Genomic DNA, 21,104 nt, shown 5'->3' on the forward strand with positions numbered 1-21,104 from the left:
CGATTCTTCGGGTGAAGAACGGATCGGGGAGGTGCGTCGTCGCCTCCCTGCCCGCGGAGCGGCGACGTCGGCGGGGTCATCCTGTCCGTCTGCATCCGCGTCCGACCGAGGGGAGTCCTGATATGCCAGGGAGCGGGTTCTCCGTCCTGTTCGTGTGCACCGGCAACATCTGCCGCTCGGCGATGGCCGAGCGGCTCCTCTCTGCCCGGTTGTCGCTCTCCACCGGCGCAGCGGGGGAGGGCGTGGTCGTCCGGAGCGCGGGCACGCGCGCGGTCGTCGGGCGGTCGATCTCATCGCAGACGCGCCCGCGCGTCCGCGCTTTCGGCGGCGATCCGGACGGTTTCGTGGCCACCCAGCTCACGGAGGCGGCGATCGCCGGCGCCGACCTCGTCCTCGCGCTGACCCAGGAGCACGCCACGCGGGTCACCGCGCTCGACCCCGGCGCCTTCTCCCGGACGTTCACGCTGCTGGAGTTCGCACGCGCGATCGAGGGCTTCGCCGGGGACGGCGACCCGGGCGATCCTGGTCGGTGGCGCGCGCTCACCGGCCGCGCCGTGGACGCCCGCCGTCACGGGCTGCTTCCGCCGCGCGCGGACGACGACATCGACGACCCCTACGGCAAGCCGGACGAGGCGTTCGACGCGATGGCGCGTCGGCTCGTCCCGGCGATCGACATCCTGGCCGGCCGGCAGGCCTCCGCGTGACGGCGCCCGGCGGAGGCGACGACCCCTTGCTTCCCGGAGGATCCGCGCCCGAAGCGTCCGCGCCCGAAGCGTCCGCGCGCCGCCAGGGGCGGCGCCGATCCGAGCGCAGACGGCGGCGACGCCTCTGGATCTGGATCACCGCGGCCGTCCTCGTGATCGTGCTGCCGGTGGCGCTCGTCGGCGGGTACGTCCTCTGGCTGGGGTCGTCCTTCGACGACACGGTCGAGCGCATCCCGGACGCGTTCCCGGACGAGACCGGGCGTCCGCCGGCCGTCGCGGGGGCGACCAACTTCCTGCTCATCGGATCGGACTCCCGGAGCGGGCTCCGCGATCCGCTGTCGGGCGGGGCGACCGGCGAGCGCTCCGACACGCTCATGCTGGTCCACATCCCGGCGGACCGTTCCGGGGTCGTCGTCGTCTCGCTGATGCGCGACCTCTGGGTGCCGATCCCGGGCCACGGCGAGGCCAAGCTCAACGCCGCCTACAGCTGGGGCGGCGTGCCGCTGACGGTCCAGACGGTCGAGGGACTCCTGGGCGCGCGGATCGACCATGTGGCGGTCGTCGACTTCGGAGGGTTCGGCGATCTCGCGACGGCGCTCGGCGGTGTGAAGGTCTGGTCCGACCAGGCGTTCACGTCCAAGAACATGCCCGGCTACAGCTTCGAGAAGGGCGAGAACCGGCTGGAGGGGTCGGCCGCCCTCGCGTTCGTCCGAGAGCGGTACTCCTTCCCCGACGCCGACTATCAGCGCGTCCGCAACCAGCAGGCGTTCGTCCGCGGGATGCTCCAGGGCTTCATCAGCACTCAGACCCTGAGCGATCCGGGCAGGACGCAGTCCGCGATCACCACTCTCGCGCGGCATGTGGCGGTGGACAAGGGGCTGACCGCGTCGGTCGCCGCGTCGCTCGCGCTCAGCTTCCGCGGCCTGGCCCCCGACGCGATCCACACCCTCACCCTGCCCACCGCGGGGACGGGGACCTCGCCGGACGGGCAGTCGATCGTGCGCGTCGACGAGGCGCGCGTCGAGGTCCTCAGAAAGGCGCTCGTCGCCGACGACGTCGTACCGACGCTGAAGCGCGGCGCGCTCGGGGATGGAAGGAACTGATGGTCCGCACCGATTCACAACGCCCGCAGACGCTGGCCGGCCGGCTGCGCGCCGCCCGCACACTCGTCCTGGCTGACGCGCTCGTCGTCGGCGGCGTCCTCGCCACCGCGCATGTCGCACGCTTCGGGAGCCGCGACGACCCGTTCCAGCTGGGGCCGCTCGACACCTCGTACGTGATGGTCTCGATCCTGATCGGGCTGACCTGGCTCGCCATCGTCGCGATGCTCAACGGGTACGAGTCCTGGCCGAAACGGCTCAACGGCCCGTCGTACGCGCCCCCGATCCGCGCGACCGTCTGGCTCGTGGCCCTCCTCGCGATCGCCTCCCTCGTCCTTCAGCTCGACCTCTCGCGCGCCTACCTCGCCTTCGCCATGCCGTCCGGCCTGCTCGGCCTGCTGGCCGTGCGCTTCGTCTGCCGGGGGTGGATCTATGCGCACCGCGCGCGCGGTCGCTACATCCGGCGCGCGCTCGTCGTCGGCACACCGGAACGCGTGGCGGAGCTCGCCGCGGTCTTCGCGGAGCGGGCGGCGCGGGTCGCGGTCGACGTCGTCGCGACGACCGGCATCGAGAACGCGCGCGGCCCGTATCTGCGCGAGCTGGTCGAGCGGCATCGTGTCGACATCATCGTGCTGACGGAGGAGCGCGACGGCGCCAATGTCCGCCAGCTGCTCTGGGACGTGGAGGGCGTGGGCGCCGTGGTCTGGCTCTCCGTCGACGTGCCGGAGCTCGCCGCGCCGCGCGCCGAGTACTTCCCGATCGACCGGCTCCCCATCGTCGAGGTCGCGCCGGCCGATCGCTCGATCACGCGGCGACGGGCCAAGCGCGTGTTCGACATCGTCCTGAGCTCCGTGGCGCTGACGCTGCTCCTTCCGATCATCCTCGTCTGCGTCATCGTGATCCGGCTCGACAGCCCGGGGCCCGCCTTCTTCCGGCAGTCGCGGGTCGGCCGCGACGGCGCCGCCTTCGGCATCGTGAAGCTCCGCACCATGCGGGTCAACGCGGAGGAGGAGGTCGCGGACCTGCAGCACAGGAACGAGGGCGCGGGGCCGCTGTTCAAGATCAAGGACGATCCGCGCGTCACCCGTGTCGGCCGGTTCCTGCGCCGCACGTCGATCGACGAGCTGCCGCAGCTCTGGAACGTCCTCAAGGGCGAGATGAGCCTCGTCGGGCCACGGCCGGGGCTGCCGTCCGAGGTGGCGGAGTACGACAGGGACAGCCACCGCAGGCTCATCGTCAAGCCGGGGATGACCGGGCTCTGGCAGGTGAGCGGGCGCTCCGATCTGTCCTGGGAGCAGGGCGTGCGGCTCGACCTCTTCTACGTGGAGAACTGGTCACTGGCAGGCGACGTCCAGATCCTGTTCCAGACGGTCCGCGTCGTGCTGCGCCCGAATGGGGCGTACTGACACCGGCCGCGCGCGGCCTCAGGGGCGCCGCCGCCCGCTCGCGCGCAGCACGGCGAGCGCCTTCGGGAGGGCCTTGGCTCCGCGGCCCCAGCGGCGGAGGTAACGGCCGGCGAGCTGGGCGGGACCGAGCGTCGTCACTGTGGTCTCCTTCACCAACGCGGAGGCCGGCGGGAAGAGCGCGAGGCGGAGCTTGGTGAGGCGCTCGCGCGGCGTCGCCTGCTTCCACAGCAGTGCCCGCCGCTGGGAGGGGTCGGGGATCCCCGTAAGCAGTTGCCACTCGGCGGAGGCCTCGCCCCAGTCGTACTCCGCGTCGAAGGGTTTCAGCCGCTCCAGGAACGGCCGCGCCGTGGCGAGCGCGCCGAGCTGCTCCGCGCGTTCGAGGAGGAGGGTGACGTCCATCTCCGAGCAGCGTCCGACGAGGAAGTCGAGCTCCACGCGGTGCCGCCGGGAGAAGCGCGACCGGATCGCGTGGACGGCGCCGATCAGGATCGCATCGACGAGCCCCGGGATGCAGACCGGCTGGTTGCCGCACCACATGGTCGTACGCTGCGCCCAGATCGGCCCGAAGACCTCGCCCTCGACCTCCAGGCCCGGGTAGCGGAAGTGGACGTCGATGTCCGCGGCCCACTCCGGGTGGTACATGCTCGCGCTGTGCACGGGGAAGGTGTCCGTGTCCGGGTCGTGCGCCCTCCGGCGCCAGCCGCGCTCCTCGAGCTCGGCGAGGAGGCGGCCGTAGTCGTCGTGGGAGACGAGCACGTCGACATCGCTGCTGATGTGGGCGGGGCGGAGCCCGTACTGGTCCGCGGCGATCCCTTTGATCACGATCAGCCGGACGCCGATCGTGGCGGCCAGCCGGGAGACGGCGGCAGTGAGCAGCAGCGTCGGGTCGGGGATGCTCGGAGGGACGGGCGGGGCGGTGGCCGGTTTCACCATGCTTTTCACTCCAGGTCTGCCGCTCGGCGATCGTGAGGGTCTGCCGTCGCGGCCGGTCGCGTCCCGAGTCGCCCGGGAATCCGCGGCGACCGCGCGCCGGGACGGGGCCGCCCGCGGCTGTTCACCACCCATAGTCACCGGACCCGCGCGACGCCGGCGGCCGCGGACCACGGGTCCGGGTGTGCCGGTCTCCCGCGGCCTTCCGGGATTTCCGATGTGCGAGGTGACCGCTCAGGTGATCCTGATGAGCCGTCGCCGCGGGATTCCGGGGCCGGCCGGGGTCGGGCGCTTCTGCGTCCGCGTTACTGGAATCCTGCGGTCGCCGCTTCCGGTACGGGTACCCGGAGCCGCGCCGCCAGTGGGTGGCCGAGCGTCGCTGCGTCCCAGTGCGCGACGAGGTCCGCCCCGGTGCCGGCCGGCTTATTCGGGTTGAGCGGCCGGCACCGTCTCTCGGCGGTCAGACCCGGCGGCGGCGGTTGCGCTGGGCGGCGCTGATCGCGCCGAGCAGCGCAGAGACGACGATGACGATCCCGAGTGCCGCGATCCAGACGGCGACGGCGCCGCCGGGCGAGAGCGTCGCGAGCCACACGGTGACGCCGGCGAGGCGCACCGGCGAGGAGACGACCACCAGGACGGTGGCGGCGACCAGGATGATCAGGATGCCCCAGACGATCCCGCCCCAGCGCACCGGCGGCGGCCCGGAGGGCAGCGGGCGGGCCGGGAACGTGTAGGCGGCATCGGCGAGCCAGGGCTCGGCGGGGGCGGCGGCCGGAGTCGTGGGCGCGGTCGCCGTGTCGGACGCAGTCGAGGCGCCACTCGGCTCCGCTGCCGGGATCACGAGCGTGTCGGCCTCCGCCGTGTCGGGCGCGGTCGGGATCACCAGGGTCTCTGCCTCCTCGGACCCGGCGGCCGGTGTGGCCGTCGGTGCGTTTCCGGGGGTCTGCGCGTTCACGTCGTCGGTCGGCTGGTCGGCGTTCGTGGGCATCTCGTTCTCGCTCTCGTTCACTTCTGGACTCGCTCGACGTGGACCGCGTCGAGCTGCGCGACGCGGACGATGGCCTCCGGGGTCCCGGCCGGTCCGACCACGATGTCCGTGGAGCAGCCCCCGAACGGTCCGGGGTCGCAGCGGTGCACCTGGTCGCCGCCCGAGGGGTCCGTGACCGTCACGGAGGAGACCGTCGCCGCCTCCACGCGGATCGTGGCGTCCACGGGGACGATCACCGTGGTCGGCCCAGGGCCTTTGGCGAGGTTCACCACGGGCGTGCCGGATGCCGTCACGGCCTTCGTGAGGTCGATCGTCGTGTCGCCGACGGCCTGGAGGTAGTTCGCGCTCCCGGCCGGGGTCGCCGAGAGGGTGTTCCCCGTCGTGACGCTCGCGTCGAGGCGGACCGCCGGGGACGTCGGCAGCAGCGCGGCCAGCACGGTGAGCGCCGCGAGCAGGATGCCGAGGAAGATCAGGAAGCCGCTTCCGCGGCGCGCGATCCCCGCGATCAGGATCGTGATCCCGAACACCAGGGTCGCCGCGGCGAGGGAGGCCGTCAGGGCGTAACCGGGCAGGCCGGTGAGGGGTCCCCAGAGCGCCCCCGCGAGGGAGCCGGCGACGAGCGCCAGCCCCACCGACAGCCAGCCGATCGCTGCGCCGACCCGCGGGTTCGCCGCGCGGTAGGCCACACGCCGGGCCTCCGCGTCGGCGTTCGCCGCGGCCGCCTGCGCCCGGAGCTGGGCCGAGCGCTGCGCCTTCACGGTGCGCATGTCCTCGGAGAGCCGCTGCTTCCACTCGTCGTGCTCGGCCTTCCACTGCGCCTGACGGGTGCGCCAGTCGGCGACCTCCTGCTCGCCGGCGCCGGCGCCGGGCGCGGGAGGCGCGCTCGGCTCGGCGACGGTGGCGACGAGGGGCGTGGCGGCGGCGGACGGTCCCGCACCGGGCGCAGGCGTCTGCTCGGCGGTCGCCGTTCCTCCTGCGCTCGCGGTCCAGGACCGGCGGTCGGCCTGGCGTCCGGCGAAGACGATCAGCGCCGTTGCGGCCGCCAGGACGATCAGCGTCCAGACGATCCGCCCGACCGAGTCACCCCAGCCCGGATCCCGACCGAACCACCACAGCCCCTCCGACCACGGCAGGAGCGACAGGACCACGAGCACCCCGATGGCGACCATCGGAGGCTCGAACTCGCCCTCGAAGAGCCGCTGCAGGTGGATGCGGCCGTCCGTGTCCGGCAGCAGCGCCCAGGCGAGGGCGTAGAACAGGATGGCGGGCGCGCCGAGCAGCGCGGCCACGACCAGGATGCCGCGGACGATGAGGGGATCGATCCCGATGCGGTACGCGATGCCCGCGCAGACGCCGCCGATCCAGCCGTCGGTGCGCGTGACGCCGAGGCTGCGCATCCAGTCGAAGAAGCGGGTGCCGCGCCCGGAGAGACCGGTCTGCGGGCCGCCGTAGGGAGCCTGCCGGCCGCCGGAGGCCGTGCCGTCCGCGGAGCCGTCCGACGGGGAGGGGTCGTGCTGTCGTTCACCATGACCCGATCGTGGCGCGCGGCGGCGCCCGGTCGCTATCGGGGGACACCCTGACCGCACCCTGATTCCCGCCGATCGCGCTGTGCGGGACGGACCGGGTCTGCTTGGATTCGAGGTATGGCCTCCACTCCCGCCACCCGAGGGCGCATCCCGCGCCCTCCGCTCGCGCGCCCGCGCGACTGCCTCGTCGGCGGGGTGAGCGTGGCGCTGGCCGACCACCTCTGCTGGCCGGTCGTCGCGGTGCGCTGGATCTTCGTCGGCACGGCCCTGATCGGCGGTGCCGGTGTGCTGTTCTATCTCTGGCTCTGGGCGCTGACGCCGCTGCGCGCGGCGACCCCGGACGATCCGGACGAGCGGGTCACCCGCCGGGTGAACGTCCCGTGGGTGCTCGAGGGGGTCGGCGCCGCCGCCGGGGTGGCCGCCATCGTGATGGTCGCCGCCGATGCGCAGGGGTCCGCGTTCGGCGCCGTGCTGACCTCGGTCCTGCTGGTGGTGGCCGCCGTCATCTGGGATCAGCTCGTGGACGACCAGAGCGTCGCCCCGTTCCCGCTCGCGCCCGCGACGTTCCGTCTCGCCGCGGGCGGCTTCCTCGTCACGCTGGCCCTCGTGCTCAGCGGGATGCAGGCCGGGCGCTCGTCGGGATACCTCTGGCTCGCCATCATCGGCGCCACCTTCGCGGGCGCGGCCGTCCTGGTCGCCCCGTGGGCGCTGCGGCTCTGGCGCGAGCTGATCGCAGAGCGGACGGCGCGCGTGCGGGAGGAGCAGCGCGCCGAGATGGCCGCGCACCTCCACGACTCGGTGCTGCAGACGCTCGCCCTCATCCAGAACCGGGCGGGAGCCTCCAGCGAGGTCGGCCGGATCGCGCGCGCCCAGGAGCGCGAGCTGCGCGACTGGCTCTACGCGGAGGGCGCGGACGGTGTCGCGCCGGAGGACTCCGACCTCGCGACGGAGCTCCGTGAGGTGGCGGCGGCCCTGGAGGTCGACCACGCCGTCCACTTCGACGTCGTGAGCGTCGGCGAGCCCGTGCTGCGCGCGCCCGCCGAGCTGGCGGCCGCCGCGCGCGAGGCGATGCTGAACGCGGCCAGACATGCAGGCGGCGACGTCTCCGTCTACGTGGAGTCCGGCACCGGGACGGCCGACGTGTTCGTCCGCGACCGCGGCCCCGGCTTCGACATCGCCGCGCTTCCGGAGGGCCGGCTGGGCGTGCGCGAGTCGATCGTCGGCCGGATGCGACGGGCGGGAGGCCACGCCACGGTCACCTCGCGGGACACCGGGACCGAGATCCACCTGACCGTCGAACTGCCCGCCGAGCGAGAATGAGACCATGACCGACGACACAGCTGCCGGCGCGATCACGGTCGTGATCGTCGACGACCACTCGATCTTCCGCTCGGGCCTGCGCTCCGACCTGGACGACCGCCTCCGCGTCGTGGCGGAGGCGCAGGACGTCGACGGCGCCGTGGAGGCGATCGTGCGCACGCACCCGGACGTCGTGCTGCTCGACGTGCACCTGCCGGGCGGCGCGGGCGGCGGCGGCGCGGAGGTGCTCCGGCGCACCGCCGCCGAGCACCAGCGCACGCGCTTCCTCGCGCTCAGCGTCTCCGACGCGGCGGAGGACGTCGTCGGCGTCATCCGCGGCGGAGCCCGCGGCTACCTCACCAAGGGCAGCTCCGGCCGTCAGGTCAGCGACGCGGTCGTCGCGGTCGCGGGCGGCGACGCCGTCTTCTCACCGAAGCTCGCGGGCTTCGTGCTCGACGCGTTCGGCGCGGCGGCGGGGAGCAGGCCGAGAGCACCGACGAGCTCGACCGGCTCTCGGCGCGCGAGCGGGAGGTCATGCGGCTGATCGCTCGCGGGTACGCTTACAAGGAGGTCGCGGCCGAGCTGTTCATCTCGGTCAAGACCGTCGAGACGCACGTCTCCGCCGTGCTGCGCAAACTCCAGCTCTCCTCACGTCACGAGCTCACGGCGTGGGCCTTGGAGCGCAAGCTGCTCTGACCGGGCGCGTTTTTGCGAGGGGGTGTGGCGTCCCGTACACTTGGTGGCGGTGGTTGAATCCGCCAAGCTTTTCTGCGCCTATTTTCGCGAATGCCAGGAGGGTTACTGGGTTCACGATCCCTAGGGCGGTAGCTCAATTGGCAGAGCAGCGGTCTCCAAAACCGCAGGTTGCAGGTTCGATTCCTGTCCGCCCTGCAAACCGGCATCCCGGATGCCGGTCCACGAAAGGTGTAACGAGGTGGCCCGAAAGGTAATCGACGAACCGAGCGAGGAAGTCGTCGCCAACGCCAAGAAGGAGCGCGCTGCGAGGCGCAACCCCTTCGCGCGGATCGCCCTGTTCATCCGGCAGGTCATCGGCGAGCTCAAGAAGGTCGTCACGCCGACGCGCAAGGAGCTCCTGAGCTACACCGGCGTCGTGCTCGTCTTCGTGGTGATCATGATGGCGATCGTGTCCCTGCTCGACTGGGTGTTCGGTCTCGGTGTCGTGTGGGTCTTCGGGAATCCGAAGTAATCCGCCCTTCCCGACCGGCCGCACGGCCATACCGACAGAAATGGAATGAATTCAGTGTCTGAGACGAACCGCGACGACGTCGACTGGGCGACCGCTGCCGAGCAGTCCTCCGAAGACGACGAGGCGCAGACGGGCAACGTCCTGGAGCGCGACGAGGAGTCGTCCGACCCCGCCGAGCACGAGGCGCTGCACATCGTCGCCGAGGACGGCACCGAGATCGACCTGGACGCGGTCCTCGACGCGATGGCCGAGGCCGTCGACCCCGAGGCCGACCGCGCCGTCGACGAGGCCCTCGAGGTCGACTCCTCCGAGGAGGCCGAAGCGGCCCAGGAGGCCGTCGAGGACGAGGACGAGGCCGCGAGCGACCCGTACGAGGAGTTCCGCGCCGAGCTGCGCGCCAAGTTCGGCAAGTGGTACGTCATCCACTCGTACGCCGGCTTCGAGCGCCGCGTGAAGTCCAACATCGAGAACCGCATGGTCTCCATGAACATGGAGGACTTCATCTTCGAGGTCCAGGTCCCGATGGAGGACGTGGTCGAGATCAAGAACGGCCAGCGCAAGATGGTCAACCGCGTGCGCATCCCCGGCTACGTGCTGGTGCGCATGGACCTCAACGAGGACAGCTGGTCCGTCGTCCGCCACACCCCCGGTGTCACCGGCTTCGTCGGCAACGCCCACAACCCGACCCCGCTGCGGTTCGAAGAGGCCTTCTCGATGCTCAAGAGCCTCGTGCAGGTCGAGCGGGCCCCGGCCAAGGGCGCCGCGAAGGGCCAGAAGGCCGCCGCGCGCGTCATCCCGGCCGAGGTCGACTTCGAGATCGGCGAGACCATCACCATCAAGGAGGGCTCGTTCGCGGGTCTGCCTGGCTCGATCAGCGAGATCAAGCCGGAGAGCGGCAAGCTCACCGTGCTCGTGTCGCTCTTCGAGCGCGAGACCCCGGTCGAGCTCAGCTTCGACCAGGTCACGAAGCTCTGACGGGAATCATTCAGGGCATCCCCCAGTTTTCACATGACACCGGGTCTCGGAAGGGCCGAGAAACCGGGAGAGCGACGCGGGCGTGAAGCCCACGTGCTCGAATACACAAAGAAGGAAGAGACATGGCACCGAAGAAGAAGGTCACCGGTCTGATCAAGCTTCAGATCAAGGCCGGCGCCGCCAACCCGGCCCCGCCGATCGGCCCGGCCCTGGGTCAGCACGGCGTGAACATCATGGAGTTCTGCAAGGCGTACAACGCGGCGACCGAGGCCCAGCGCGGCAACGTCATCCCCGTCGAGATCACCGTCTACGAGGACCGTTCGTTCACGTTCATCCTCAAGACCCCGCCGGCCGCTGAGCTGATCAAGAAGGCCGCGGGCGTCCCCAAGGGCTCCGGCGTGCCGCACACCACCAAGGTCGGCAAGCTGACCCAGGCCCAGGTGCGCGAGATCGCCGAGCAGAAGATGGTCGACCTCAACGCCAACGACATCGACGCGGCGTCGAAGATCATCGCAGGCACCGCCCGTTCGATGGGCATCACGGTCGAGGCGTAAGCCCGACCTCCCCGTCACCCCAGACATCACCGTGGCAGAGCCGCCAGGCTCGCACCACATTCTCGTTAGGAGAAATCTCATGGCACAGAAGTCCAAGGCCTACCGGGCCGCGGCCGACAAGATCGAGGCCGGCAAGTTCTACACCCCCACCGAGGCCGTCACCCTCGCGAAGGAGACCGGTTCCGCCAAGTTCAACTCGACCGTCGAGGTCGCGCTGAAGCTCGGTGTGGACCCGCGCAAGGCGGACCAGATGGTCCGCGGTACCGTCATTCTTCCTCACGGTACCGGCAAGACCGCGCGCGTCATCGTGTTCGCGACCGGCCCGGCCGCTGAGGCCGCGATCGCCGCGGGCGCCGACGAGGTCGGCGGCAGCGACCTGATCGAGAAGGTCGCCGGCGGTTACACCGACTTCGACTCGGCCGTCTCCACCCCGGAGCTCATGGGCCAGGTCGGCCGTCTCGGCAAGGTGCTCGGCCCGCGCGGCCTGATGCCGAACCCGAAGACCGGCACGGTCACCCCGGATGTCGCGAAGGCCGTCTCCGACATCAAGGGCGGAAAGATCGAGTTCCGCGTCGACAAGCACGCCAACGTCCACTTCGTGGTCGGCAAGGCCGGCTTCACCGCCGAGCAGCTCGACGAGAACATCAAGGCCGCCCTCGACGAGGTCGTCCGGCTCAAGCCGTCCGCCGCGAAGGGCCGCTACATCCAGAAGGGCGCCGTGTCGACCACGTTCGGCCCCGGCATCCCGCTGGACGTCAACGCGATCTGATCCCAGCGCGCCTGAACTGCGTTTCGAGGGGCACGTTGTTGTCGCTTTTCCGCTTGGAAAGTGACAACAACGTGCCCTTCGGCGTTGGTGGAGGCGTGGATAGGGTAGCGGGATGAGTGTTGTGATCCGTGCTGCGACCGCCGCCGACGCCCAGGCCCTCGCGGCCGTCGCCGCCGTGACCTTCCCGCTCGCGTGCCCGCCGCACACCACGGACGAGGCCAAGGCCGCCTTCATCGCGGAGGTGCTGTCGGCGGAGCGGTTCGGCGAGTACACGGTGGACCCGGCGCGGAGGCTGCTCGTCGCGGAGGACGACGAGGGGGCCGTGATCGGCTACACGATGGTGAACCTCGGCGAGCCGGCCGACGCCGACGTGCGGGCCGCTGTCCGGGTGCGCCCGACCGCCGAGCTCAGCAAGTGCTACGTCCTCCCCGGTCACCACGGCGAGGGCGTCGCCGGCCGGCTGATGGAGGCCAGTCTGGCGGTGACCGCGGAGGCCGGCGCCGCGGGGATCTGGCTGGGCGTCAACGAGGAGAACGCGCGCGCCCAGCGTTTCTACGGCAAGCACGGCTTCGAGCGGGTCGGCTCCAAGCGCTTCCTGGTCGGGGACCGGCTGGAGGACGACTGGGTGATGGAGCGCGAGCTGGTCAGCCCTCCGCGACCTTGAGCACGATCGCGCCCTTGGTGTGCTCGTGCTCGAGCGCCCAGTGGGCCTCCGCGATCTCGTCCAGCGGGAAGATCCGGTCGACGTGCACGCGGACGCTCCCGGTCTCCAGCAGGCGGGCGATGACGGCGAGCGTGCTCCCGTCCGGCGACCCGGTGTAGCCGGTGACACGCACTCCCGCGGCGTCGGCTGCCTCCGCCAGCCCTGGGTCGACGCCGGCGGGGACGTGCAGCACGAGGAGGCCGCCCGGCCGGATGAGGGCGAGCGCGCGGGTCGCGCGCTCCGGGTCCGGCGCCGGGTCGATCACGACGTCGACGGTGTCGCCGAGCCGGGTGGGGTCGTAGCCGGTCGCGTCCTCGTCCACCACCTCGGCGGCGCCGAGCGAGCGCAGCCAGGCGTGGTTCGTGCTCGGCGTCGTGGCGATCACGTGGGCGCCGAAGTAGGCGGCGAACTGGATGGCGAAGTGCCCGACGGCGCCGGTGCCCGCGTGCACGAGAACGCGCTGGCCCTCGTGCGCCTTGGCCAGCTCCACCACCATCCCCCACGCCGTCAGCGCCGCGTGCGGGGCCGCCGCTGCCTCGATGTGGGAGAGTGTCGCCGGCTTGCGGACGAGGCTCACGCTGGGCACGGAGACGTATTCGGCGTAGCTGCCGCCGAACCGGGGGACCATCACCATCCCGAAGACCTCGTCGCCCGGGCGGAGCGGATGCGCGGCGAACGGCGACTCCACGACCACGCCGCTGAAGTCGTGACCGAGCACGGCCGGGAAGCTGTGGATGGCGCCGAACACGCCGCTGCCGGAGCGGGTGGACGCATCGAGCGGGCTGACGCCGGCCGCGACGACCTTGACCAGGAACTCCGCGTTCACCCGGTCGGGGGTCGGGGCCTCGCCGATGCGGAGGGCGTCCGGGTCGCCCGCCGCGTCGAGGAGCGCGGCGCGCATCGTGTTCGGCATTCGTGATCCCCTCGTCGCGTCGCCGCGATCGGTGCGGCTGCTCCCCAGTCAAACGCGCGGAGGGGTCGCGGGTGTTTCGGGCGGGTCACCGTGTGTGAACAGTCTGTTTCCCGGTCCGCTCAGGCTGCACCGGCCCGGCTCAGGACGTTCGCAGGGATGGTCCGGTTAGAATCCCTCGACCCGAACCATCCCGAGGAGCCCCTGTGCGACGACTGCTGCGTATCGTGCGCCAGCCGTTCGCCCTGCCCGTGCTCGCCGGCGGATGGCAGCGTGCCGTGCCCGTCCTGCTGGCGATCGGGACGGTGTGCGTCCTCAGCGGCCTGACGATCATCTGGGCTGCCCGGCTCACCGTGCCGTACCCGGTCTACGTCAGCGAGCTGGGCGCGGTCGGCGCGCCCACCGCCGTCCCGTTCAAAGTCGCGCTGCTGCTCATCGCCGCGGGCGGCTTCTCGGTGGCGCTGGCGAGCGGGCACGTCCGGTCGTCGGTGCGGGGCCTGGACCGGTGGGCTCCCGCCGTCAGCCTCGGCTTCGCGGCGCTGTGCTTCGTGCTCGCCTCGCAGGTCACCTGCACGGCGTACTGCCCGGTGCCGCTCGTCGACCCGGCGTCCACCGTGCAGGATCTCGTGCACACGGTCTCAGCGGTGGTCGGCTTCGCGGCGGCGTGCTTCGCCATGCTCCAGGTCGCGTTCGCCTCCGGCCTGCCGCGGGTCGCGCGGGTGTCGCTGGCGAGCTGCGTCGCGGTCGCCCTCATCACGATCGTGGGCGGACTGCTCGCGCTCGTGCACGTCGCGACGGACATCGGCGCGTGGCTGGAGCTCGTCGGCACCACAGTCGCGATCGCCTGGATGGCGGCCTATGCGCTCGCGCTGGTCCGGGGACCGGCCGCTCGCACGGCGCCGGCCGACTCACCGGAGGCCGCGCAGGCGGCGGACTCGATGGATCAGGACGCGATCGTCGGCTGAGCCTGGACCGTCCGAGGCTCCGCTCGTGCTGCCGGCCGGGCCGTGGCCTCCCGCAGCAGATCGATCAGGTCGCCGGCCAGTTTCACGAGCCGGGCGATCTCCCGGTCGTCGCGGTCGACCCACTGGCACTGCGGCTCGTCGTGGATGGGCACGAACCGGTCGTGCTGCTCCCACACGAACAGCGTCCGCTCGGCGCCGAGGACGTACTGCTGCCACCAGATCTGCCGGAGGTAGTGCCGCGGGATGCTGTTGAACGGCTTGTTCGTGGTCTTGATCTCGGCGAGCTCGATCCGGCCGCCGGTGCGCAGGACGAGGCCGTCCGGCGTCGCGAGGTGCCGCCGGTCGCGCTCGGCGTGGAACAGCAGGTCGGAGGGCTGGATGCCGTGGGTCGCGGCCACCCAGGCGGCGATCTCCGGCTCCCGGCTGCGGCCGTGCTGGGTGAAGACGTTGCCGGAGAACCCGGAGCCGTTCAGCTTGTCGTAGACGGCCGCGCGGAGCGACTGCGGGGTGGACAGCTTGGCCACGTCGGTCGCGGTGATCCCGCGGCTGCGGGCGCGGAGCCAGCCCACGCGGTCGCTCGAGGACGCGACGATGCGCGCCAGGTGCCCGGTCGCGCCGGGGACGGCCGGCACCACGGGACGCGGGGCCGGAGCCGATGAGCTCGGGCCGAGGTCCGCCAGCACGCCCGGCCGGTAGAGGTCGGCGGTGCGGGTGGCGGAACGGTCGAGCACCCGTCCATTCTGCCTCGCCCCACGGACTCCCGCTGTCACCCCACGCCCGCGGCGCCGAGCTGGCGGCGCGCCTCGTCGATGGTGGCGAGCGTCGACACGGCCTCGTCCAGCGAGTGGAGCGGCGACTCGGTGCGGCCCTCCGCCACGTAGCGGGCGAGGGCGGCCGCCTCGTACGACATCCCCTCGCGGTACGGGCGGCCGTACGGGTCGCGCCACTCCGCGGCGACGCGGCCGTCGGAGCCGACCACCCGCAGCCCGCTCGGCCCCCAGAACGGGCTGTCCAGCTCGATCCTGCCCGCGGTGCCGCAGATCGTCGCGAGCGACGGCGTGCCGGCGCGCAGGCCTGTGCTGAGCAGCGCCTGGCCGCCGCGGGCCGCGCTGAGGATCAGCGCGACCTGCTCGTCCACGCCGGTCGGGGCCAGCGTGCCGGTGGCGATGATCCCGGCTGGAGCGCCGAGCGCGAACGACGCCCACGACACCACGTAGACACCGAGGTCGAGGAGGGCGCCGCCGGCCAGCGCAGGGTCCCACAGCCGCCCGGCCGGGTCGAAGGCGGCGTTCCCGCCGAAGTCGGCGGTGACCACGCGCACCTCGCCGAGAGCGCCGGTGTCGAGGACCTGGCGCACGATGTCGGTCTGCGGGAGGTAGCGGGTCCACATCGCCTCCATCGCGAAGACGCCGGCCTCCCGGGCCGCCGCGGCGATCCGCCTGGCCTGGTCCGCGGTCGCCGCGAGCGGCTTCTCCACCAGGACGTGCTTGCCCGCCGCGATGGCGAGGAGGGCGTGCTCCAGGTGCTCGCTGTGCGGCGTCGCCACGTAGACGACGTCCACGTCCGGGTCGGCGACCAGCGCCTCGTAGGAGTCGTAGGCGCGCTCGACGCCGTGCGCGGCGGCGAAGGCCGCCGCGCGCTCGGCCGAGCGCGAGCCGCAGGCGACCATCCGCTGCGTGGTGTGCGCGTGCAGCGCGTCGGTGAAGTCGGCGGCGATCCCCCCGGGACCGATCACGCCCCAACGCAGCGCCGGCGCGTCGGCCGGGTCGGGGAAGCGAGGAGCGGGCAGCGTCATGTCGACCATGTGACCAGTCTGCCTCGAACGAACTGACAGGACACACCGCCTCCCACGGTGCGGAGGCGGCGTGTCCTGTCAGGTAGATGGTCGAGCTAGACGGGCTGGGGGTTGGAGACCTCGGGGACGGCGCGGGCGCCGGGGATCGGGGCGGCCCAGCGCACGCCGTTCGCGAGGACGCGGCGCACCTGCGGGTGGAAGTACACCGGGTACTCCTGGTCGCCGGGCGAGAAGTAGAAGATCTTGCCGCGGCCCCGGGTGAACGTCACGCCGGAGCGGAACACCTCCCCGCCGGTGAACGAGCTGATGAACACCAGGTCGTCCGGGGTCGGGATGTCGAAGAACTCCCCGTACATCTCCTGGGCCTCGATCACGATGGGCTGCTCGACGCCCTGGGCGATCGGGTGCGTGGGGTTCACGTTCCAGACCAGCTCGCGCTCGCCGCCCTCCGGGTTGCGCCAGCGCAGCGAGCAGGTGGTGCCGAGCATGCGGATGAAGATCTTCGAGAAGTGCCCGGAGTGCAGCACGATCAGCCCCATCCCGCCGAGGACGTGCTGCCGCACGCGCTCCACGACCTCGTCGGAGACCTGGTCGTGCGCGATGTGGCCCCACCAGAGCAGCACGTCGGTCTCGGCGAGCTGCTGCTCACTCAGGCCGTGCTCGGGGTCGGCGAGCGTCGCCGTGCGCACGGTGACCTCCTCGCCGAGCAGCTCAGTGAGGCCGGCGGCGATGGCGCCGTGGATGCCGTCCGGGTAGATCGCGGCGATGTCGGGCTGGGTGGTCTCGTGGACGCCCTCGTTCCAGACGGTCACGCGCAGTGCGGTCATGGTCATGCCTCCTCAGTGGTGGTCGTGTCGTCGAGCCCGGTGGTCGCCGGGTGCAGGCGCACCTCGGCGCCGATGCGGGCCGACTCGTACGCCGCGTCGATGACGCGCGCGCGGTCGAGGGCGAGCGAGCCGTCCCAGTGCGACCAGTTCGCCCGATCGGCGACATGCTCCAGGAACGTCTCGACCACCGCGAGGTGGCCGCGGCCGGCGTCGGCGGTCACCGCGACGTCCTCGACCTCCTCGCCCTCACCGGTGAAGATGGTCAGCTCGCCGGCGGGCGCGTAGTCGACCACGCGGAGGTCGGCGCCGCCTTCGGTGCCGTAGAGGGTGATCCCGAACTCGTCGCCGGCCGGACGGTAGGCCGCCCAGCTGGTCTCCAGCACGATGGACCCGCCGCCCTCCAGGCGCAGCAGCAGGCTGGCCAGGTCCTCCACCTCGTAGGCGGAGCCGACATGCTGCTTGTCGCTCTTCGCGCCGCCGCGGCCGCGCGCGCCGAGCTCGGAGTGGGTGACGGCGGAGACCGCGGTGACCTGCGGCTCGCCGAACAGGTGCAGCGCGTAGTCGAGCACGTGCACGCCGATGTCGATCAGCGGGCCGCCGCCCGCCATCTCGCGGTTGGTGAACCAGCTCCCGAGCGCCGGGATGCCCGCGCGGCGCAGCCAGATCGCGCGCGCGTGGTACGGCCGGCCGATCTGACCGGCGTCGATGGCCGCCTTCAGAGCCTCGATGTCGCCGCGGCGGCGGTGGTTGAACGCGACCTCCAGCACCCGGCCGGAGCTGTGGGCGGCGTCGACCATCGTCTGCGCCTCGGCGGCGGTGCGCGCGATCGGCTTCTCGCTGAGGACGTGGATGCCGGCCTCCAGCGCTCCGACCGCGATCGGGGCGTGCAGGAAGGTGGGGACGGCGACGCTCACGACGTCGAGGTCGCCGTCGGCGACGAGGTCGCGCCAGTCGCTGTACAGGCGGGTCACGCCGTACTTCTCGCCGAGCTCGGCGCGCGGGCCGTCCTCCATGCCGGCGATGGCGACGAGCTCGACGCCGGGGAGGTCGGAGTAGGCGGCCATGTGCTGCTGGCCGGCCCAGCCGAGGCCGACGACGCCGGCGCGGAGCGGGGTGGATGCGGTGGTCACTGCGGTCCTTTCTAAGGGGTGTGGTTGGAGCCTGGTACGGCGCTCGTTCCGATCGAATCGATTCGATCTTTCAGAGGCGCCGAGGTGGACGGTGGACGGTGGCGGCTCAGCGGGGGAGGGGACGGGAGGCGACGCCGAGGGTGTCCTGGATGACCATGATGGCCGCCCCGATGGCGCCGCCGGTCTCGCCGGAGCGGGACTGGGTGATGGTGAGATGCTGGGTCGCGAGCGGGGTCGAGCGCTGGTAGACGACCTCCCGCACCCCGGCGAGGAGCTGCTCGCCGACCTGCGACAGGCTGCCGCCGACGACGACGAGCGAGGGGTTCAGGAGGTTGACGCAGGTCGCGACGACCTCGCCGAGGTCGCGTCCGGCCTGGCGGATGGCCTGCAGCACCTCGGCGTTGCCGGTGCGGGCGAGCGCCACGACGTCGTCGCTGGTCTCTGCGGGGATGCCTGCCGCGGTGAGCGCCCGCGCGATGGCCGGGCCGCTCGCGAGGGCCTCCAGGTCGGCGTCGCGGGCGCCGTGGCTCGGGGTCTCGCTGGTGAACGGCACGCGCACGTGGCCGAGGTCGCCCGCCGAGCCCTGCGCGCCGCGCTGCAGACGGCCTCCGCTGATGATGCCCGCGCCGATGCCGGTCGCGACCTTGACGAACAGGAGCTCGGACTGGTCGGGCCAGGCGAGGGCGTGCTCGCCGAGGGCCAGCAGGTTCACGTCGTTGTCGACCAGCACGGGCACGTCGAAGACGCGCCGCACGTAGGCCGGGATGTCGAAGCGGTCCCAGCCGGGCATGATCGGCGGGTTCACCGGGAGGCCCGTGGAGTGCTCGACCGGTCCCGGCACCCCGACGCCGACGCCGACCAGGTCGCCGAGCGGGCGTCCGGTCGCGGCGTACAGGCGCTCGGCCGTCTCCAAGGCCCAGTCGAGCACGGCCTCGGGCCCGTCGGAGATCCGCAGCCGGCGGGACTCGCTGCTCGTGATCGTGCCGGCGAGGTCGGCCAGCGCGACGACGCCGTGGGTGGCGCCGAGGTCCACGCCCAGCACCACGCGCGAGTCGGGGTTGAACCGGATGCGCGCGGGTGGGCGGCCTCCCGTCGAGACGTCGTCGCCGGCCGGCGCCACCAGCCCGGACTCGGTGAGCGAGTCGATGCGCACGGCGATCGTCGAGCGGGCGAGGCCGGTCAGCTCGGCGAGCTGAGCGCGGGTACGCGGAACGCCGTCGCGCAGGATCGCCAGGAGTTCCGAGGCGTCACCGGCGACGATGCCGGACTCCCGGACACTGTCGGTCATGCACGTATTGAACCACAGGGCTGGTCGGCGGTCCAAAGATCGCCGATGAAGCGGCGACTTTTGATTGACAATCGACAGAAGTCTCGCTTGAATGGAATCCGGCGCCGTCTCGCGCGCCGACATCCCAGCGAACTCGACGAGGAGAACCAGTGTCGACGTCAAAACTCTCCGTGCAGCTCTATACGGTCCGTGAGCTTCTGACCGAGGACACGGTCGGGACCCTCCGCCGCATCGCGGACATCGGCTTCACCCAGGTCGAGCCCTTCGGCTTCCTGGACTTCGCGGAAGGCCTCCGCCAGGGCTTCGCCGAGACCGGCCTGACCGCGCCCACCACCCACCAGGGCTTCATCGGCCGCGACGACCTCGACACCGTGTTCGCCGCCGCCGCGGACCTCGGCATCCAGACGGTCATCGACCCGCACGTGCCGGCCGAGCGCTGGCAGACCGCCGAGGACGTGGAGGCCACTGCCGCCGCCCTCAACGCCGCCGCCGAGGTCGCGGCGAAGCACGGCGTCCGCGTCGGCTACCACAACCACGCCCACGAGCTGGAGAGCACCATCGACGGTGTCACCGCGCTGGAGTACTTCGCGGGCAAGCTCGCGCCGGAGGTCGTCCTCGAAGTCGACACCTACTGGGTGATCGTCGGTGGCAAGGACCCGGTCGAGCTGCTCACGAAGCTCGGCGACCGCGTCGTCGCCCTCCACATCAAGGACGGTCCCGGCACCACGGAGACCAAGGACCAGGTCGCCGTCGGCCAGGGCTCCGTGCCCGTCGCCGACATCATCGCGGCCGCGCCGGACGCCCTCCGCGTCATCGAGCTCGACGACTCCCGCGGCGACCGCTTCCAGGCCGTCGCGGACAGCTACGCCTTCCTCACCACGGAGGCCTTCGCGTGACCGGGACCGGAAAGGTCGGCGTCGGCCTCATCGGCGCGGGTGTCATCAGCAACCAGTACCTGGAGAACCTCACCGCGTTCCCGGACCTCGATGTGCGCTTCGTCGCCGACATCGACCTGGACCGCGCCAAGGCGCAGGCCGAGAAGTACGGCGTCCCCGGCTCCGGCACCGTGGAGGAGCTGCTGGCGGACGACGCGATCGAGATCGTCGTCAACCTCACCATCCCCAAGGTGCACGTCGAGGTGGCGCTGCAGGCGCTCGCCGCGGGCAAGCACGTCTGGAGCGAGAAGCCGTTCGCGCTCGACCGCGTCAGCGGCGTCCAGCTCCTGGAGGCCGCGCACGAGAAGGGCCTGCGCGTCGCGACGGCGCCGGACACCTTCCTCGGCGCCGGGATCCAGTCGTCGCGCCGGCTGGTGGAGAGCGGCGCCATCGGCGCACCGCTGACCGCGCTGACGCTCATGCAGAGCGCCGGTCCCGAGTCGTGGCACCCGAACCCGGACTTCCTGTTCCAGGAGGGCGCCGGCCCGCTGTTCGACATCGGCCCGTACTACCTCACCGCCCTGGTGCAACTGTTCGGCCCGGTCAAGCGCGTGTCGGCCGTCGCCTCCAAGGCGAAGGAGTCGCGCGTCATCGGCTCAGGCCCCCGCGCCGGCGAGTCGTTCGAGGTCACCGTGCCGACCCACGTCAGCGCACTGTACGAGTTCGAGAGCGGCCAGACCGCGCAGTCGATCTTCAGCTTCGACTCGAAGCTCGGTCGCACCCAGTTCGAGGTCGCCGGCCTGGACGCGACGCTCGTCGTCCCCGACCCGAACACCTTCGAGGGTGACCTCCTGGTGCACGGAGCGGACGGCATCGAGACGCTGCCCGCGACCGGCACCACGAGCAGCCGCGGCATCGGCGTCGTCGAGCTGGCACGGGCGATCCGCGCCGGCGTCCCGGAGCGTGCCTCGGGCGAGCAGGCCTTCCACGTCCTCGACGTGATGGTCGCCACCATCGAGGCCGGCACGTCCGGAGTCCCGGTGGACGTGAAGAGCACCGTCGAGGTCGCTCCCGCGCTGCCGGAGGACTGGGACCCCCGCGCGGCGACCCTGGCCTGACCCGCGGATCGACGGACGAACGGAGCAGTGTGAGC

General features: G+C 72.0%; 21 protein-coding genes, 1 tRNA gene and 1 pseudogene. 14 read left to right on the forward strand and 9 right to left on the reverse strand.

Going from position 1 to position 21,104, the window contains the following annotated elements:
• The first annotated feature begins 122 nt into the window (after nt 1-122).
• From ACQ86L_RS17405 to ACQ86L_RS17415, 3 genes are read left to right on the forward strand one after another with little or no spacing between them, the layout of a single operon-like run.
• Nucleotides 123-704, forward strand: coding sequence for a low molecular weight phosphatase family protein (locus tag ACQ86L_RS17405; protein ID WP_434316540.1), 582 nt, complete (start codon nt 123-125; stop codon nt 702-704).
• Entirely contained in the window at nt 701-1,807 is a 1,107-nt protein-coding gene (locus ACQ86L_RS17410) for an LCP family protein (protein WP_434316541.1), read from the forward strand. The genes ACQ86L_RS17405 and ACQ86L_RS17410 overlap by 4 nt, the downstream gene beginning before the upstream one ends.
• Nucleotides 1,807-3,210: a sugar transferase gene (locus tag ACQ86L_RS17415; RefSeq protein WP_434316542.1), complete on the forward strand. Its 1,404-nt coding sequence runs from the start codon at nt 1,807-1,809 to the stop codon at nt 3,208-3,210. Before ACQ86L_RS17410 ends, ACQ86L_RS17415 begins: the two co-directional genes overlap by 1 nt.
• A gap of 18 nt (nt 3,211-3,228) precedes the next feature.
• Here ACQ86L_RS17415 and ACQ86L_RS17420 read toward each other — a convergent pair whose 3' ends face one another.
• The 3 genes from ACQ86L_RS17420 to ACQ86L_RS17430 all read right to left on the reverse strand — a co-directional run bounded on the left by ACQ86L_RS17420 (nt 3,229) and on the right by ACQ86L_RS17430 (nt 6,714).
• Nucleotides 3,229-4,143: a nucleotidyltransferase family protein gene (locus ACQ86L_RS17420; RefSeq protein ID WP_434316543.1), complete on the reverse strand. Its 915-nt coding sequence runs from the start codon at nt 4,141-4,143 to the stop codon at nt 3,229-3,231.
• 457 nt (nt 4,144-4,600) lie between these two features.
• Complete coding sequence (locus tag ACQ86L_RS17425; protein ID WP_434316544.1) at nt 4,601-5,149, reverse strand: hypothetical protein; 549 nt, start codon at nt 5,147-5,149, stop codon at nt 4,601-4,603.
• Nucleotides 5,146-6,714: a PspC domain-containing protein gene (locus ACQ86L_RS17430; protein ID WP_434316545.1), complete on the reverse strand. Its 1,569-nt coding sequence runs from the start codon at nt 6,712-6,714 to the stop codon at nt 5,146-5,148. Before ACQ86L_RS17430 ends, ACQ86L_RS17425 begins: the two co-directional genes overlap by 4 nt.
• Nucleotides 6,715-6,771: 57 nt before the next feature.
• Here ACQ86L_RS17430 and ACQ86L_RS17435 point away from each other — a divergent pair, with 57 nt between their 5' ends.
• From ACQ86L_RS17435 to ACQ86L_RS17470, 8 genes and pseudogenes are all read left to right on the forward strand, one after another.
• The gene (locus ACQ86L_RS17435) at nt 6,772-7,974 is read left to right on the forward strand and encodes an ATP-binding protein (RefSeq protein ID WP_434316546.1); all 1,203 of its coding nucleotides are present in this window, start codon (nt 6,772-6,774) and stop codon (nt 7,972-7,974) included.
• 4 nt (nt 7,975-7,978) lie between these two features.
• Nucleotides 7,979-8,649, forward strand: a pseudogene (locus tag ACQ86L_RS17440) (LuxR C-terminal-related transcriptional regulator).
• Between the two features lie 122 nt (nt 8,650-8,771).
• Nucleotides 8,772-8,844 (forward strand) — tRNA-Trp (locus ACQ86L_RS17445).
• A gap of 43 nt (nt 8,845-8,887) precedes the next feature.
• The gene (gene secE / locus ACQ86L_RS17450; RefSeq protein WP_185278484.1) at nt 8,888-9,160 is read left to right on the forward strand and encodes a preprotein translocase subunit SecE; all 273 of its coding nucleotides are present in this window, start codon (nt 8,888-8,890) and stop codon (nt 9,158-9,160) included.
• Between the two features lie 54 nt (nt 9,161-9,214).
• A complete protein-coding gene (gene nusG, locus ACQ86L_RS17455; RefSeq protein ID WP_434316547.1) occupies nt 9,215-10,135 on the forward strand; it encodes a transcription termination/antitermination protein NusG in 921 nt (306 codons plus the stop codon).
• A gap of 122 nt (nt 10,136-10,257) precedes the next feature.
• The gene (rplK, locus tag ACQ86L_RS17460; protein WP_345837119.1) at nt 10,258-10,689 is read left to right on the forward strand and encodes a 50S ribosomal protein L11; all 432 of its coding nucleotides are present in this window, start codon (nt 10,258-10,260) and stop codon (nt 10,687-10,689) included.
• A gap of 79 nt (nt 10,690-10,768) precedes the next feature.
• Entirely contained in the window at nt 10,769-11,458 is a 690-nt protein-coding gene (gene rplA / locus ACQ86L_RS17465; RefSeq protein ID WP_185278481.1) for a 50S ribosomal protein L1, read from the forward strand.
• A gap of 112 nt (nt 11,459-11,570) precedes the next feature.
• Entirely contained in the window at nt 11,571-12,122 is a 552-nt protein-coding gene (locus tag ACQ86L_RS17470) for a GNAT family N-acetyltransferase (RefSeq protein ID WP_434316548.1), read from the forward strand.
• Here the strand turns inward: ACQ86L_RS17470 and ACQ86L_RS17475 are convergent.
• Nucleotides 12,103-13,074: an NADP-dependent oxidoreductase gene (locus tag ACQ86L_RS17475; RefSeq protein ID WP_434316549.1), complete on the reverse strand. Its 972-nt coding sequence runs from the start codon at nt 13,072-13,074 to the stop codon at nt 12,103-12,105. The genes ACQ86L_RS17470 and ACQ86L_RS17475 overlap by 20 nt on opposite strands.
• A 203-nt stretch (nt 13,075-13,277) precedes the next feature.
• Between ACQ86L_RS17475 and ACQ86L_RS17480 the strand changes: the two genes are divergently transcribed.
• Nucleotides 13,278-14,036, forward strand: coding sequence for a DUF998 domain-containing protein (locus ACQ86L_RS17480; protein ID WP_434316550.1), 759 nt, complete (start codon nt 13,278-13,280; stop codon nt 14,034-14,036).
• On the opposite strand, the gene ACQ86L_RS17485 is transcribed toward ACQ86L_RS17480, so the two are convergent.
• The 5 genes from ACQ86L_RS17485 to ACQ86L_RS17505 form a co-directional block, all read right to left on the reverse strand.
• On the reverse strand, nt 14,015-14,767 hold the full coding sequence (locus ACQ86L_RS17485; protein ID WP_434316551.1) for a YqaJ viral recombinase family protein: 753 nt from the start codon (nt 14,765-14,767) through the stop codon (nt 14,015-14,017). The genes ACQ86L_RS17480 and ACQ86L_RS17485 overlap by 22 nt on opposite strands.
• A gap of 35 nt (nt 14,768-14,802) precedes the next feature.
• Nucleotides 14,803-15,831, reverse strand: coding sequence for a Gfo/Idh/MocA family protein (locus ACQ86L_RS17490; protein ID WP_434318918.1), 1,029 nt, complete (start codon nt 15,829-15,831; stop codon nt 14,803-14,805).
• A gap of 95 nt (nt 15,832-15,926) precedes the next feature.
• Nucleotides 15,927-16,664 (reverse strand): ThuA domain-containing protein, encoded by a 738-nt coding sequence (locus ACQ86L_RS17495; protein WP_434316552.1) that lies wholly within the window; start codon nt 16,662-16,664, stop codon nt 15,927-15,929.
• Entirely contained in the window at nt 16,661-17,788 is a 1,128-nt protein-coding gene (locus tag ACQ86L_RS17500) for a Gfo/Idh/MocA family protein (protein ID WP_434316553.1), read from the reverse strand. The genes ACQ86L_RS17495 and ACQ86L_RS17500 overlap by 4 nt, the downstream gene beginning before the upstream one ends.
• Before the next feature lie 106 nt (nt 17,789-17,894).
• Nucleotides 17,895-19,076: an ROK family transcriptional regulator gene (locus ACQ86L_RS17505; RefSeq protein WP_434316554.1), complete on the reverse strand. Its 1,182-nt coding sequence runs from the start codon at nt 19,074-19,076 to the stop codon at nt 17,895-17,897.
• A 149-nt stretch (nt 19,077-19,225) separates the two neighbouring features.
• Here ACQ86L_RS17505 and ACQ86L_RS17510 point away from each other — a divergent pair, with 149 nt between their 5' ends.
• Complete coding sequence (locus ACQ86L_RS17510) at nt 19,226-19,972, forward strand: sugar phosphate isomerase/epimerase family protein (protein ID WP_434316555.1); 747 nt, start codon at nt 19,226-19,228, stop codon at nt 19,970-19,972.
• Nucleotides 19,969-21,069, forward strand: a complete 1,101-nt coding sequence (locus tag ACQ86L_RS17515; RefSeq protein ID WP_434316556.1) for a Gfo/Idh/MocA family protein — start codon at nt 19,969-19,971, stop codon at nt 21,067-21,069. The genes ACQ86L_RS17510 and ACQ86L_RS17515 overlap by 4 nt, the downstream gene beginning before the upstream one ends.
• Nucleotides 21,070-21,104: the final 35 nt, after the last annotated feature.

Origin of the sequence: Leifsonia sp. P73 (assembly GCF_051059105.1) — a bacterium.
In the GTDB taxonomy this organism is placed as follows: domain Bacteria; phylum Actinomycetota; class Actinomycetes; order Actinomycetales; family Microbacteriaceae; genus Leifsonia.